Here is a 13,034-nt window from a genome sequence, read left to right on the forward strand (position 1 = left end):
GACGTAAGCGGCTCGAATGCAATTTTCGCGCCAGTATTATTATTGTGACTCGTCGTCTATCTCAGGCTCCTCCACCCAAAGTTCGGCGGGGATCGGCAGATCGGAAGGCAGGGGGATTGGCTTGCGGCCCCGCCCGGTTTGGAACTGCTTAAGCTGGAAGACGTACGCCAGGATCTGAGCCACGGCCGTGAACAGCCCTTCAGGGATGGGCTTGTCCAGTTTGGTGGATTGATAGATCGCTCGTGCCAATGCCGGAGAGGATATCACGGGCACCTCATGTTCGCGCGCGATTTCACGGATTTTGAGGGCTATCTCATCCGAGCCCTTGGCCACCACCAGCGGCGACGTATTGACACTCTTGTCGTACTTCAAGGCGACCGAGTAGTGGGTCGGGTTGACCACCACCACATCGGCCTTTGGCACCTCCGCCATCATCCGTCGTTGTGCCATCTCCCGCTGCAGCTGACGGATCTTACTCTTCACCTCCGGCTTGCCTTCGGTCTGCTTGTACTCGTCCTTGACCTCCTGCTTGGTCATCCGCAACTGCTTGTTGTGGTTCCAGAGCTGGTAGGGGGCGTCGATCACTACGACAAGCAGCAGCGAGCAACACAGCAGCACAAACAGCGCCAGCAACAGTTCCAGGGCATTGCGCACCGCACCCGCGGGGGCCCCGGAGGAGAGCGCCAGGATCTTGTCGAAGTTAAAGCGCAGCAGCAGGTAGGCCACCACCGCCACCACCAGGAACTTGGCCACCGATTTCACCAGCTCCACCAGGGCCTGGACCCCAAGCATCCGCTTCAGCCCCTTCAGGGGGCTCATCTTATTAGCCTTGGGCGCGGCGGCGCTCCAGCTGAAGCTCAAGCCCCCCAGGCCGATATTGCCGAGGAAGCCAGCGATGAAGAGCACCAGCACAAAGCCCAGCACCGGCACCAGCAGGTGCTCGAGGATGGCGCCGTAGAGCTTGCTCCACTGGCCGATGTCAAACACCTGGGCGCGGGTCAGGGTGAACTGCTGCTGGGCCAGCTGCAGCAAGGCTTCACCGATCTGGCTGCCGAGCATCAGCATGCTGGCGGCGGCGGCCACCAGCACCGCTGCGGTGCCCAGCTCCTTGGAGCGGGGAACCTGGCCCTTCTCCCGGGCCTGCTCGCGCCTTCGGGGTGTGGCCTCTTCTGTCTTCTCCTGACTGCTGTCGTTCTCCGCCATCAGGGCACCTCACACTGCAGCGCCAGCAGGTCGCAGATCAGCACCTGGCCGGATTGCCAGACAGAATGGAAGTGGGGCAGTACGCCCCCCAGAGTCAGCCAGAGGATCAACAGGCCTGACAGCATGGTGATGGGGAAGCCGATGGCAAAGATGTTGAGCTGGGGCGCCGCCCGGGTCATCACCCCGAAGGAGAAGTTGATCAGCAGCAGTGCAGTGGCGGCGGAGAGCGACAGGGTCAGGGCGCTGGCAAACATCAGGCCGCCAAACTGGGTGATCGCCTCCAAACCGGAGGGCGCCAGGCCCTGGCCGATGGGCAGGGTGTCAAAGCTGGCTACCAGCATCTTGATCATCAACAGGTGGCCATCGACGGCAAAGAACAGCAAGGTGGTGAGTAACAGGTAGAACTGGCCTACCAACGGCACCTGCTGGCCATTACTGGGATCCACCATGGAGGCAAAGCCCAGCGAGGTCTGCATACCGATGATCTGGCCCGCCAGCACGAAGGTGTTGAGCACCAGCACCGAAACAAAGCCAACGGCGATGCCGATCAGCACCTGTTGAGCGGAGATCAGCATCCCTTCGGCGGAGAACAGCTCAACCTGGGGTGGTGGTGGCAGGATAGGCGCGACGGCGGCGGTGATCATCACCGCCAGCAGCAAGCGCACCCGGGCCGGTACCGAGGAGCCGCCGATGGTGATCATCACCATCAGCATCGCCGCGATACGAAACAGGGGCCACAACACGCTGCGCAGCCAATCGAACACGATGGGCAGCGGGAACTCCATCAGTCCCAACCCCGCGGCTGCATCAGCCCACCACCTGGGGGATCAGCTCCACCATCTCGAACATCAGCTCCATCAGGGTCCGGACCAGCCAGTGACCGAGGAACATCAGGGTGGTGAGAGTCACCAGCAGACGGGGCAGGAAGGAGAGGGTCTGCTCATTGATGGAGGTGGCAGCCTGGAAGATCGCCACCAGCAAACCCACCAGCAGGCCCGGCAGGATAATGGCCGCCACCATCATGACGATCACCTGCAGGGCGTGGCGGAAGATGTCGACGAAGGTCTCCGGCGTCATGGGCCCCCCAGTCCGAAGCTGACCGCCAGGGTCCCCATCACCAGGTTCCAGCCATCCACCAGCACAAACAACATGATCTTAAAGGGCAGTGACACGATCATCGGTGACAGCATCATCATACCCATGGCCATCAGCACCGAGGCCACCACCAGGTCTATCACCAGGAAGGGGATAAACAGCATAAAGCCGATCTGAAAGGCGGTCTTCAGCTCCGAGGTCACGAATGCGGGGATCAGCACCGTCATCGGTACCTGCTCCGGCTCGGTGATATCGGTGCGATCGGCGATCTCCAGGAAGGTGTTGAGATCGGTGATGCGGGTCTGGGACAGCATAAATGCGTGCACCGGCTTCTTGGCCAGCTCCAGTGCCTCCATCGCCCCCAGCTCCTCGTTCATGTAGGGCACCACGGCGTCTTCATAGACGGTATCCAGCACCGGCGACATGATAAACAGGCTGAGGAACAGCGCCATCCCCAGCAGCACCTGGTTGGAGGGGGTCTGCTGCAGGCCCAGCGCCTGACGCAGGATCGCCAGCACCACGATGATGCGGGTGAAACTGGTCATCAGGATCACCATCGCCGGCAGGAAGGTGAGCGCCGTCATCAGCGCCAGGATCTGCAGGCTGACGCTGTACTCCTGAGTGCCGTCGGGGCCGGTGATCACCGAGATGGCGGGGATCCCCGGGTCCGCCCAGGCCAGGGCGGGACACAGCAGCAACAGGGCCGTTAGCAGCCCAAATCGGGTCAGCTTGGCCACTAGTTTGCTCTCTTGTTGAACTTGGCCAGCAGGTGGCCGAACTGGGCGCCGCCCTCCGCCTCCAGCGGTTGTTCCAGCTTATCCAGCATGGTGATCTGGGTGGCGGTGATCCCCACCAGGTACTGCTGCTCGCCCACCTGGATGACGGCCACCCGCTCCTTGCTGCCCACCGGCATCATCGCCACGGATTTGATCTGGCCACCGCTGATCTGGCTGGGCAGATTAAGACGACGACCCAGCACCCCCAGCACGATGATCAGTGCCAGCACACCAAACAAACTCGCCACCACGGTGACCAGTTGGTCGTTGCCGCCAGCGACAGGCTCGGCGGCCCACACCGGCAGCGCCAGTGCCGCCAGCAGGACAGTCAGAATTCTCATCGCAGTTTCTTGATCCGTTCGGTCTGGCTGATCACGTCGGTCAGGCGGATACCAAACTTGTCGTTCACCACCACCACCTCGCCGTGGGCCACCAGGGTGCCGTTGACCATCACATCCAGCGGCTCACCGGCCACCCGGTCCAGCTCCACCACCGAGCCCTGGTTGAGCTGCAAAAGGTTACGGATGCTGATCTGGCTGCGCCCCACCTCCATGGAGATGTTGACCGGGATATCCAGGATGGTGTCCAGCTTGCGGCGCTCCTCGGCGCTGATCCCCGCATCGTCGCCAAACTCTTCCAGCTCGACCGACTCCACCTGCTCGCCCAGGGCCGCGGCCCACTCTTGTGCCAGCTCGTCCTGGTTCGGATCTTGATCGTCAATCATTGGTCACCTTCACTCTCTTTGGCCGCCGGGGTTACCACCACGGATTCGGAATTGAGGCTCAAGGCCCCCTGACGGCTGATCAATTGCAATTCGTTCTTGTAGGACTTGGGCCTTGGGATCCGCTCGCTGATCTGGATCGCCGCGTGGTCGCCGCTGCGACCCAGCTTACCGCGGAAGGTGGGCAGCTCCTCCACCTTCACCAGCAGATGCTCCGGCAGCTCGATGGGGATGATGTCTCCGGTCTTCATCTCCATCACATCCCGCAGCCGGATCTCCTGTTCAAACAGGGTGGCGTTAAACTCCACCGGCACGTCCATGATCTCCTCCTGCAGGGCTTTGGCCCAGCGCAGGTCGGTGTCCTGCTTATCGCTCTGCACACCGGCATCCAGCAGTTCGCGGATCGGTTCAATCATGGAGTAAGGCAAGGTGATGTGGAAATCGCCGCCACCGCCATCCAGCTCGATGTGGAAGGAGGAGACCACCACCACCTCGGTGGGGCTGACGATATTGGCCATGGCCGGGTTGACCTCGGAGTCCAGGTACTCGAACTCCACGTCCATCACTGGCGACCAGGCCTCCTTGTAATCCTCGAACACCGTCTTGAGCAGCAGCTGAATGATGCGCCGCTCGGTCGGGGTAAACTCCCGGCCCTCGATCTTGGCCTGGAAGCGGCCATCGCCGCCAAAGAAGTTGTCCACCAGCAGGAACACCAGGCGGGCCTCCATGGTGATAAGGCCGGTGCCCTTGAGCGGGCGGAAGCGCACCATGTTGAGGCTGGTGGGGACAAACAGGGTGTGGACGTACTCGCCAAACTTGACCATCTGTACGCCGTTGATCGACACCTCGGCGCTGCGCCGCATCATGTTGAACAGGCTGATCCGCAGGTGACGGGCAAAGCGTTCGTTGACCAGCTCCAGGGTGGGCATGCGGCCACGGACGATGCGGTCCTGGGAGGCAAAATCGTACACCACCGCACTGCCATCGCGTTGCGGCTTATCCTCCTGCACCTCGTCTACGCCGTGCAGCAGCGCATCAATCTCGTCTTGGCTGAGCAGATCTGTCATGGCTTTCTCTTATTGCATCACGAAGCCGGTAAACAGCACCCGATCGACGGAGGGCTGGCCGGTAATGGATTGCATGGTGGTCTGTACATTGGCCAGGGCACGGCGACGCAGTTCGTCCTTGCCCTCCTTGCGTCGCAACAGCTCCGGTTTGGCGGCACTGAAGGTGGTCAGCAAGGCGTCCTCCAGCAGCGGAATGTGCTTGCGCACCGCCTGCTGAGATTCTGGACTGCGCACCTGGAACTGCACCTTGATCTGGACCATGTAGCTGCGGTCATCGCCGGGCAGATTGAACAGGAAGGGGCGCGGCAGGCTGACGTACTGGGCACCGTTGACCGCGGCGGTGATGCCGGTGGGGCTCTCCGCCACCGCTTCCACCTCAGCGCTGGGGCTGTCGGAGTCCCGGGTCAGCATCAGCACCAAAGCAAACACCAGGGCTACCAGGGCAACGGCGGCGGCGCCGAACAGCGCAAAGCGGCGCCACCGGGGAGCGGGTTTATCCCGCCGTTGTAACTCCAAAGTCTGTTCTGCCATGGTGTTGTCGTTCTTCGTTTATTCCAGTGGTTATCGGTGCCTAGGGTATCACAGGCCCTAGGCGTAGTAATCGATGGCGCCGTCGGCGCGACGGCTCTGCCAGGCGATCTGTTCAGTCTCTTCGCTGTCGCTATCCTGGGCCTCGCCGGCAAACGCCTCCTGGCCCGGGTTGCGGTCAGGATCACCGTGCTGGATGTCGGCTTCCGCCAACTGCAGCCCCTGCTGCTCCAGCATCTCCCGCAGCCTTGGCAGGGCCTGCTCCAACATCTCCCGGGCCTGGGCATTTTGCGCCACCACTTGCAGGTGGGCCTGGTCGCCGTTCATCTGCAGCCGTACCTGCAGGGCGCCCAGCTCCGGCGGATCCAGCCGCAGCTCAGCGCTGAGCCGGTCGGTGTTGATCATCACCATCAGCCGCTCTCGCAGCTCCGGGGCCAGGCGATCCGCCGGCACCGGCTGACGCAGGGCAGCCTCAGCCCCGGCGGCATTACGTTGGGCGGTGGCCTGCAACTGTGCCTGCTGTTGCTGCTGACGCTGCAGGGCCAGCCCCTCCTCCACGCTGGCCTCTTCCAGTAGTGGGTTGCTGACCTCCAGCGCCGCTTGGTTATCTGCTATCGGAGCCGCTGCGGCCAGGCCCATAGCCGGTAGCCCTTTGTTCAGTTCAGCGCCCTTGCTGGTACCATCCAGCAGTTCAGCGCTAAGCCGGCCACTGCCCTCCAGCGAAGTGCCAAAATGAGCCTGGCCAAGTCGGTTCTTGGCGCCAGGCAGAGGCTCGGCCTCCTCGGTCGTCATCATGCCCGCGGGGCTGGCATTTGCCGCCTTCAGCTCGGCGTCGCTGAGCGTATGACCGGTCGAGACCGCGCCAGCCAACGGATTGAGGGTCGGCTCGACTTCTGAGCTCAACTGCTCACCCGGCTGCGTCCCTTCCTTGGTGACAGGCTCGTCGCCACTGTCGAGGACCGCCGGCCTTTCAGCCCCGTCGTTCAGCGCCGCCCCTTGCTGAGCCAACTGGCTGAGCAGGGCATCCGGGTCTTCGACGGCAAGCTCTTGCCCCTCGGCAACTGCCGCCTCACCCTCGGACAGCGCCTCCCCCTCCGACAGCATCTCAGGAGCCAACTGCGGTGACTCCAGCTTCGCCTCCCCTTCCGGGTCCGCCATTAGGCTGGAGACCAGATCCGCGAAGCCTCCGCCCTCCGGGGCATGGCCGCTGCTGTCGGTGGTCACGCCCTTGGTCGGGGTGGGTACCAAAATCTCTGTCAACATGTTCACTTCTGCAATCGGTTGGGTCGCTTTAGTCACGTGGACCGTCCTTTGCCCGGCAATGGCGCGCCGACGGACCCACGATCAGCGCAGGAATCTCTTCACTCTGCAAAAATCACACCAGTCGGCAAAAATCGCACCACTCGGCCGCAAAAATCGCACCAGCCGGCAAAAAACACACCAGCTCAAGCATTGCTGGGTGCAGCAATGAGTAAAAACAGCCTATCGGCCCCGACGCACGTATTGCTGCAGGGCGAACTCGTCCATCGCCCGCTGCTCGCGCTGGGCCAGCGCCTGGGCCCGCCGGGTCTGCTCCTTCTCCAGCAACAGGGCGATCGCCTTTTGCCGCTGCTGCGCCTCCTGCCACAAGCCCTGGCGCTGCTGCTGGGCCTGCACGCTCTGCTCCAGCTTGTTGTTCTGCTGCACAATCGCCGCATCCAGCTTGGCGATGAAATGGTGGTATTGCTGGTAGTCGGAAGCACTCAGGGTCGCACCGGCCTGCTGCTGAGCCTGCTTGACGTAGTCCCAGCGGTAATTCTGCAGCTGCTGCAACTGCTGGCGACAGGCGGCCACCGCCGAGTTGGCGCTGCGCAGGTTTAGGCTGGCCTGTTCGAAGGCTTGTTCAGCCAGCTCCAGCACCTTGGCCAGTTGCTTGGGATCGCTCATCGACTACCCCCTAGCCTTTGCACTGGGCGGCAATACGGGCCAGCTGGGTCAGGCTGGTCTCGTAGTCCACCGGTTGGGTCATGGGTTGGCGCAGGAAGGCGGTGAATGCCGGCTGCAGCGCGATGGCCTTATCCACCTTGGGATCTGAGCCCTGGCTGTAGGCACCGATGGCGATCAGATCCTGGTTCTGGCGATAGGCCGACCACAGCTGCTTAATCAGCTGAGCTGCCTGCAGGTGAGCCTCTTCGGTGACCTGGGGCATCACCCGGCTGATGGAGGCCTCGATATCGATGGCGGGGTAGTGGCCCCCCTCCGCCAGCGCGCGGGACAGCACCACATGGCCATCCAGGATCGCCCGGGCACCATCGGCGATGGGGTCCTGCTGGTCGTCCCCTTCGGTCAAGACGGTGTAGAACGCAGTAATACTGCCCTGCCCCGGCCCGCCGTTACCGGCCCGTTCCACCAGCTTGGGCAGCTTGGCAAACACCGACGGCGGATAACCCTTGGTGGCCGGCGGCTCGCCGATGGCCAGGGCGATCTCCCGTTGGGCCTGGGCGTAACGGGTTAGCGAGTCCATCAGCAGCAGCACGTTCTTGCCACAGTCGCGGAAGTACTCCGCCAGCCGGGTGGCGGTTTCGCAGGCGCGCAGCCGCATCAATGGGCTGGTGTCCGCCGGGGCGGCAACGACCACGGCACGGGCGCGTCCCTTAGGCCCCAGGATAGATTCGATGAACTCCTTCACCTCTCGACCCCGCTCCCCCACCAGGCCCACCACGATCACGTCGGCATTGGTGCCCCGGGTCATCATCCCCAGCAGCACGGATTTGCCCACCCCGGAGCCGGCAAACAGGCCCATACGTTGGCCCTGGCCAACGGTCAGCAGGGCGTTGATGGCGCGCACGCCGACATCGATGGGGGCCTCCACCGGGCGGCGGGCCATGGGGTTGAGCAAGGTGGCGTGGTGAGAGCTGCGGTTGCGGGTCATCAGCGGGCCGAGGCCATCGATCGGCTCACCGTTACCATCCACTACCCGACCGAGCAGTTCTGGCCCCACCGCCAGCCCCTGGCGTGCCCCCAGCGGGGTTACCCGGGCACCGGGCAGCACCCCTTTGAGCTCCTCCACCGGCATCAGGTAAAGGATCTGGTCATCAAAACCCACCACCTCGGCGGTCAGGCTGCCCCCTTCCGTCTCAATCTGGCACAGCGAGCCCACCGGGGCGCGGCAGCCCACAGCTTCCAGGGTGAGGCCAACCACCCGCAGCAGCTGGCCGGAGGCGACTGCGGCGACCGGCTTCACCTGGCCCTGCCAGGCGGCGAGGCGGGCCTTGAGCCGCTCGCTGCGAAGCCCCTTCATCGGTGCTCCGTTGGGGTATCAGTGGGGGTTTCGCCGCTGGCTTCGACGGGATTGTCGGGGCTCTGAGCCGGTGGTTCCGGCTGTGTGGCGTCCGATGCTTCGGCATCGGCTTCAGGCCGGGCTGGCGTTGCGGACGGTGCCGCCACCGGCTCCGGCTTAGGATATTCAGGCTCCTGGGCAGCGGCGCGGGGAGAGCCGGCGAACTGTTCCAGCACCTTGCGCAGGCGGTCCTCCTCCAGCATCGGCACCTGGCTACGCTCGGTGCGGATCTGCAGCGAGCCCTGGGTCAGCTGCGGCTCAGCCTGCAGTTGCCACTGGCGCTGCTGGATCTGCTCGTCACCGAAACTGGTCTTCACCAGCTCCAGATCCTCCGGGTTCAGGGTAGAAATGGCGGGGCCGCTGGGCATGAAGGATCCGTCAAAAAGTTGTTGTTATTGGTATGCTTAGCGTTTTGTATGCATTAAACATGCCAAAGCCGCAGATAACTCTGCGGCTTTGCGATGGGTCTATCGAGGAAGCGTTTAGCCCTCTTTGGAGAGGCCGTACTTGCGCATCTTCTCCACCAGGGTGGTTCGACGCATCCCCAGCAGCTCGGCGGCGCGGGCCACCACGTTCTGACCCTGGTCCAAGGCCTGGCGGATCATGTCCACCTCCAACTCCGCCAGCATGTCCTTGAGGTTGAGACCATCTTCAGGCAGCTCGTTGGAGAAGCGCTGCTCCGGGATCTCCACCGGTTCGTCACCACTGAACAGGGCCGCCATCATGTCGCGCTCCTGGTCCTCTTCCGGGTATTCGACGGTGAACTCCGGCACCTCAACATGGCGGTACTTCATCGGCAGATCATTCACATCCACCATGCCACCGGGGCAGAGGATCACCATCCGCTCCACCAGGTTGGACAGCTCACGGACGTTACCTGACCAGGGGTGCTCCACCAGGGAGTCGATGGCACGGCGGGTAAAGCGCACCATGCCCTTGCCTTCCCCCTCGATGCGGCTGACCAGCTCGTTGAGCAGCAGCGGGATGTCCTCGGTACGTTCACGCAGGGCGGGCATCTCAATGGGGAAGACGTTGAGGCGGTAGAACAGGTCTTCGCGGAACTCACCGCGCTCGATCATCTGCTCAAGGTTGCGGTGGGTGGCCGCAACGATGCGCACATTGGACTTGATCGGCGCACTGCCGCCGACCCGCTCAAAACTGCGCTCCTGCAGAACCCGCAGGATCTTGACCTGCATGTGGGCCGGCATATCGCCGATCTCATCGAGGAAAAGGGTGCCACCCTCGGCCAGCTCGAAGCGGCCCTTGCGGGTGCTGATGGCACCGGTAAAGGCGCCCTTCTCGTGACCGAACAGCTCGCTTTCCAGCAGATCCGGCGGAATGGCACCGCAGTTAACCGGGATAAAGGGGCCGTCGCGCTGGGCGGAGAGGTAATGGATATTGCGGGCCACCACCTCTTTGCCGGTGCCGGACTCGCCGGTCACCAGCACGCTGGCGTCGGTGGCGGCAACCTGACTGATCAGGTGACGAACGTGGGCCACGCTCTCGCTGCGTCCGACCAGAGAGCGGAACAGCTTGGTTTGATTGGGGCTGGTGGGGGCTACCTCGTGGCGTACCCGCTGGAATACCTGGCAGTAGTGCAGCAGCTCGGTGACCTGACCGTAGGCGAAGGGCTGCTCCAGTCGGCCCACCAGGTTGGGGCGCTCCAGCGCGGTTTCGCCGATGCTGAGTACAGGCTGGCGATCAAAGCGGGCCAGTAGCGGCGCCAGGTCGCCATCGAGCAGATCACCGGCAACCAGGACAGCGCGGTAGCGCTGGCCGGCCAGGCTGGATTCCAAGGCATCGACAGCGGTGTGCTCGACCTCTTCCCCTAAGAACTGCAGGAGGAATAAAAGCTGCTCCTGCCGGGAAGCGTCGCTATCGACAAGCAAAATGCGTTGATCTGTCTGCATGAGTTCGCTTACTGGGAACGGCGTATCGCCCCGAGATTCTTCTAGTTTGAGTTGTTATTTCACGAATGGCGACGACGGTACCCTGGGTACGGTCACTCACTAAGCCATTGTAACCGCCGTTAAGATTGGCGCAACAGGCGGATGGATCCCTGACGCATTATTAGACGAAGGTCAAAATCCGGTTCACAGCATTAGGGAGCGACAACTCTTTGACTGGACTTTAGCAGAAGATCCTGCCGCCCCCGCTGACTCAACCAGCTTGCGGCAGATGGTGATGCTCCGGCGGGATGGCATCCCAGCCCTCTTTCACCGTCTTGAGCAGGTCCACCACCTCCAGCAGGATCGCCTTGTCGTTATTGGCGTTAGCCTCCGCCAGACGGCGTACGATGTAGTCGTACATGGCGGACAGGTTCTGGGCAATCTCACCGCCCTGTTCGAAATCCAGCGCCGCCTGCAGGTGGGCTACGATCTCAATGGTGCGGCTGATCAGCTCGCCCTTCTTGCCCAGTTGCTCCTGCTCAATGGCCAGGTGCGCCTGCAGCAGCTTCTGGATGCTGCCACCGAGCAGCATCTGCACCACCTTATGGGGGCTGGCCACCGCCGCCTGACTGTCGATGTTGACCTTGTTGTACGCCTTGAGTGAGCCTCGCATTACGCTATTCCTGCTTCGATTTGTTGGTATTGTTTCACCTGACGGCGTCCCTTGCGGTAGCCCCCGAGGCGGTTTTGTTGGGTCATCAACTGCGTCGTCGCCTGACGCTTGAGCTCGTTGATATGTTGCTGTTGCTGGCGCAGCCAGGCTTCATCCTGACCCAGCTCCGTGGCCAGGGCTGCTTGCAGCAGCGGCTCTCGCTCGGCGATGGTCTGGTTTAGCCGTTCTAGCCACTGCTCGATGTCATCTGCGGCACTGCCATCTTCCGGCGCTTGAGCCAGGTCTTTCAAGCACTGGGCTATCACCTCATCGCACTGGGCGATCTGTTGTTTCAGCTCGGTGCTGTGCATCAGTCACTGCTCCGGATCAGACCCGGCAGATTGTTGAGGCTGCTGGTGACATAGGCCCCCTGCTGACTGAGCTGGGCGACCGCCAGATCCATGGCGTTGTACTGTTTGTAGAGGCGAGCTTCCGTAGCGGCCATCTGCCGCTCCAGGGCCTCGCGCTCCTTGTCGATCTGGGTCAGCTGACGCTGCAGGGATTCATCGCGGGTATCGAACATCCCACCGGTCTGCAGGTAGTTGTCGGTCACATCGTGCAGTTTGTAGGCCAGGCCAACGTCTTCGGCGGCAAACAGCTCCGCCAGCCCTGCCATGTCGTTCTCGATCGCCTCGGTAAGCATCTCATCGTCGATCTCCAGGACCCCCTCACGGGTGAAGCTGATACCGAACTGGGACAAGGTCTTGAGCTCACCATTGACCGGATAGCTGTCACCGATGGCATTGCGTAGCTGACTGGTGATGGAGCGGGTCATGGAATCCGACTGCAGCGCCCCGGCGTTGGGGTCCTCGGAGTCTTCATTGACCGTGGTCAGGTAGCTGATGCTGAAGGAGAGCTCCTTGAACGCCTCGACAAAGGCCTCCACCGACGCTTTGGCGGCAGCCTCATCCCGGGTAACGGATACCCGGGTGATCTCTCCCGGCTCCGCCTTGGTCAGGTTAAGGGTCAACCCGGGTACTACGCTGTCCACCCGGTTGCTGGCAGAGACCGCGATCATGCCGTCCACCGAGATGCGGGCATCCTGGGCGGCCTGAGTTTCCACCATGTTGCCGAACACCGCATCCAGCTGACTGCCCGGGGCACCATTGGCGGTTACGGTGATCTGGTTCTCCAGGCCGGTCTCGTCGGAGCCAATCACCAGACGGGGACCAGACTCGGTCTGCACCACAGTGGCGGAAACCCCGGGGTTGTCGTCGGCGGCGTTGATCTTGGCGGCGATCTCCTCGAGCCCATCCTCCTCATCCACCTCGATGCTGAAGGTCTGCTCGGGATCCGGCAGCGGATTGCCATCCTCATCGACCCCCTGGCCGATGGTCAGGGTCCCGGTTAACGGCAGGTCCGGATCCAGATCATTGGTGCGCAACTTCTGGCTCTCCGCCAATTGCAGCACCTCAACGTTGTAGGTGCCCGGTACCGCCTCACTATCCACGCTGGCACTGAGGTAATCCTCAGTACTGGTGCTGACCCGGCGCTTATCGAAGGTGGCCGGGTCCTGCAGGTCCTCCACTGCACTTTGGAAGGTGCCCAGGGAGGATTTGAGGGTCCCAAGGGCCGAGATCTCCGTCTCCGCCTTGGCCGCGCGCACATCCAGGGTGGCAAAGCGTGGCGTGTAGCTCGCCGCCAGCGTCGCTTCCACGATGCCGTTGATGTCGAGGCCAGAGCCGATACCGGCAGCCGTCAAACCCATAATCTGTTTCCTTTGT

Annotated in this window: 16 protein-coding genes; all 16 read right to left on the reverse strand. The window is 62.7% G+C overall.

The window, feature by feature from the left end:
- Nucleotides 1-39 precede the first annotated feature (39 nt).
- A complete protein-coding gene (flhB, locus tag BUC04_RS17540; protein ID WP_067660713.1) occupies nt 40-1,203 on the reverse strand; it encodes a flagellar biosynthesis protein FlhB in 1,164 nt (387 codons plus the stop codon).
- Nucleotides 1,203-1,988, reverse strand: a complete 786-nt coding sequence (gene fliR, locus BUC04_RS17545) for a flagellar biosynthetic protein FliR (RefSeq protein ID WP_067660710.1) — start codon at nt 1,986-1,988, stop codon at nt 1,203-1,205. The genes flhB and fliR overlap by 1 nt, the downstream gene beginning before the upstream one ends.
- 22 nt (nt 1,989-2,010) lie before the next feature.
- Nucleotides 2,011-2,280, reverse strand: coding sequence for a flagellar biosynthesis protein FliQ (fliQ, locus tag BUC04_RS17550; protein ID WP_067660708.1), 270 nt, complete (start codon nt 2,278-2,280; stop codon nt 2,011-2,013).
- A complete protein-coding gene (fliP, locus tag BUC04_RS17555; protein ID WP_067660910.1) occupies nt 2,277-3,026 on the reverse strand; it encodes a flagellar type III secretion system pore protein FliP in 750 nt (249 codons plus the stop codon). The genes fliQ and fliP overlap by 4 nt, the downstream gene beginning before the upstream one ends.
- Nucleotides 3,027-3,034: 8 nt before the next feature.
- Nucleotides 3,035-3,415, reverse strand: a complete 381-nt coding sequence (fliO, locus tag BUC04_RS17560) for a flagellar biosynthetic protein FliO (protein WP_067660706.1) — start codon at nt 3,413-3,415, stop codon at nt 3,035-3,037.
- Nucleotides 3,412-3,798 (reverse strand): flagellar motor switch protein FliN, encoded by a 387-nt coding sequence (gene fliN / locus BUC04_RS17565; RefSeq protein ID WP_067660703.1) that lies wholly within the window; start codon nt 3,796-3,798, stop codon nt 3,412-3,414. Before fliN ends, fliO begins: the two co-directional genes overlap by 4 nt.
- Nucleotides 3,795-4,862 (reverse strand): flagellar motor switch protein FliM, encoded by a 1,068-nt coding sequence (gene fliM / locus BUC04_RS17570; RefSeq protein WP_067660700.1) that lies wholly within the window; start codon nt 4,860-4,862, stop codon nt 3,795-3,797. The genes fliN and fliM overlap by 4 nt, the downstream gene beginning before the upstream one ends.
- A 9-nt stretch (nt 4,863-4,871) precedes the next feature.
- Nucleotides 4,872-5,393, reverse strand: coding sequence for a flagellar basal body-associated FliL family protein (locus BUC04_RS17575; RefSeq protein ID WP_067660697.1), 522 nt, complete (start codon nt 5,391-5,393; stop codon nt 4,872-4,874).
- 57 nt (nt 5,394-5,450) lie between these two features.
- Nucleotides 5,451-6,653: a flagellar hook-length control protein FliK gene (locus tag BUC04_RS17580; RefSeq protein ID WP_143165783.1), complete on the reverse strand. Its 1,203-nt coding sequence runs from the start codon at nt 6,651-6,653 to the stop codon at nt 5,451-5,453.
- Nucleotides 6,654-6,872: 219 nt separating this feature from the next.
- Nucleotides 6,873-7,316: a flagellar export protein FliJ gene (gene fliJ / locus BUC04_RS17585; protein WP_067660688.1), complete on the reverse strand. Its 444-nt coding sequence runs from the start codon at nt 7,314-7,316 to the stop codon at nt 6,873-6,875.
- 10 nt (nt 7,317-7,326) lie between these two features.
- On the reverse strand, nt 7,327-8,670 hold the full coding sequence (gene fliI / locus BUC04_RS17590; RefSeq protein WP_067660685.1) for a flagellar protein export ATPase FliI: 1,344 nt from the start codon (nt 8,668-8,670) through the stop codon (nt 7,327-7,329).
- Nucleotides 8,667-9,077, reverse strand: coding sequence for a FliH/SctL family protein (locus BUC04_RS17595; protein WP_067660682.1), 411 nt, complete (start codon nt 9,075-9,077; stop codon nt 8,667-8,669). The genes fliI and BUC04_RS17595 overlap by 4 nt, the downstream gene beginning before the upstream one ends.
- Before the next feature lie 114 nt (nt 9,078-9,191).
- A complete protein-coding gene (locus tag BUC04_RS17600) occupies nt 9,192-10,619 on the reverse strand; it encodes a sigma-54 dependent transcriptional regulator (protein ID WP_067660679.1) in 1,428 nt (475 codons plus the stop codon).
- Nucleotides 10,620-10,869: 250 nt separating this feature from the next.
- The gene (gene fliS / locus BUC04_RS17605; protein WP_067660676.1) at nt 10,870-11,271 is read right to left on the reverse strand and encodes a flagellar export chaperone FliS; all 402 of its coding nucleotides are present in this window, start codon (nt 11,269-11,271) and stop codon (nt 10,870-10,872) included.
- On the reverse strand, nt 11,271-11,621 hold the full coding sequence (locus BUC04_RS17610; protein ID WP_067660673.1) for a hypothetical protein: 351 nt from the start codon (nt 11,619-11,621) through the stop codon (nt 11,271-11,273). The genes fliS and BUC04_RS17610 overlap by 1 nt, the downstream gene beginning before the upstream one ends.
- Complete coding sequence (fliD, locus tag BUC04_RS17615; RefSeq protein ID WP_067660670.1) at nt 11,621-13,018, reverse strand: flagellar filament capping protein FliD; 1,398 nt, start codon at nt 13,016-13,018, stop codon at nt 11,621-11,623. Before fliD ends, BUC04_RS17610 begins: the two co-directional genes overlap by 1 nt.
- Nucleotides 13,019-13,034 lie beyond the last annotated feature (16 nt).

The organism is Ferrimonas marina (assembly GCF_900129905.1).
Lineage (GTDB): Bacteria > Pseudomonadota > Gammaproteobacteria > Enterobacterales > Shewanellaceae > Ferrimonas > Ferrimonas marina.

What these genes read in the sequence shown, in the direction of transcription:
- fliQ (WP_067660708.1), bottom strand. Translation starts at nt 2,280, where the DNA reads ATGACGCCGGAGACCTTCGTCGACATCTTCCGCCACGCCCTGCAGGTG.
- fliS (WP_067660676.1), bottom strand. Translation starts at nt 11,271, where the DNA reads ATGCGAGGCTCACTCAAGGCGTACAACAAGGTCAACATCGACAGTCAG.
- fliI (WP_067660685.1), bottom strand. Translation starts at nt 8,670, where the DNA reads ATGAAGGGGCTTCGCAGCGAGCGGCTCAAGGCCCGCCTCGCCGCCTGG.
- BUC04_RS17610 (WP_067660673.1), bottom strand. Translation starts at nt 11,621, where the DNA reads ATGCACAGCACCGAGCTGAAACAACAGATCGCCCAGTGCGATGAGGTG.
- BUC04_RS17595 (WP_067660682.1), bottom strand. Translation starts at nt 9,077, where the DNA reads ATGCCCAGCGGCCCCGCCATTTCTACCCTGAACCCGGAGGATCTGGAG.
- flhB (WP_067660713.1), bottom strand. Translation starts at nt 1,203, where the DNA reads ATGGCGGAGAACGACAGCAGTCAGGAGAAGACAGAAGAGGCCACACCC.
- fliJ (WP_067660688.1), bottom strand. Translation starts at nt 7,316, where the DNA reads ATGAGCGATCCCAAGCAACTGGCCAAGGTGCTGGAGCTGGCTGAACAA.
- BUC04_RS17575 (WP_067660697.1), bottom strand. Translation starts at nt 5,393, where the DNA reads ATGGCAGAACAGACTTTGGAGTTACAACGGCGGGATAAACCCGCTCCC.
- fliN (WP_067660703.1), bottom strand. Translation starts at nt 3,798, where the DNA reads ATGATTGACGATCAAGATCCGAACCAGGACGAGCTGGCACAAGAGTGG.
- BUC04_RS17580 (WP_143165783.1), bottom strand. Translation starts at nt 6,653, where the DNA reads ATGTTGACAGAGATTTTGGTACCCACCCCGACCAAGGGCGTGACCACC.
- fliM (WP_067660700.1), bottom strand. Translation starts at nt 4,862, where the DNA reads ATGACAGATCTGCTCAGCCAAGACGAGATTGATGCGCTGCTGCACGGC.
- fliD (WP_067660670.1), bottom strand. Translation starts at nt 13,018, where the DNA reads ATGGGTTTGACGGCTGCCGGTATCGGCTCTGGCCTCGACATCAACGGC.
- BUC04_RS17600 (WP_067660679.1), bottom strand. Translation starts at nt 10,619, where the DNA reads ATGCAGACAGATCAACGCATTTTGCTTGTCGATAGCGACGCTTCCCGG.
- fliR (WP_067660710.1), bottom strand. Translation starts at nt 1,988, where the DNA reads ATGGAGTTCCCGCTGCCCATCGTGTTCGATTGGCTGCGCAGCGTGTTG.
- fliO (WP_067660706.1), bottom strand. Translation starts at nt 3,415, where the DNA reads ATGAGAATTCTGACTGTCCTGCTGGCGGCACTGGCGCTGCCGGTGTGG.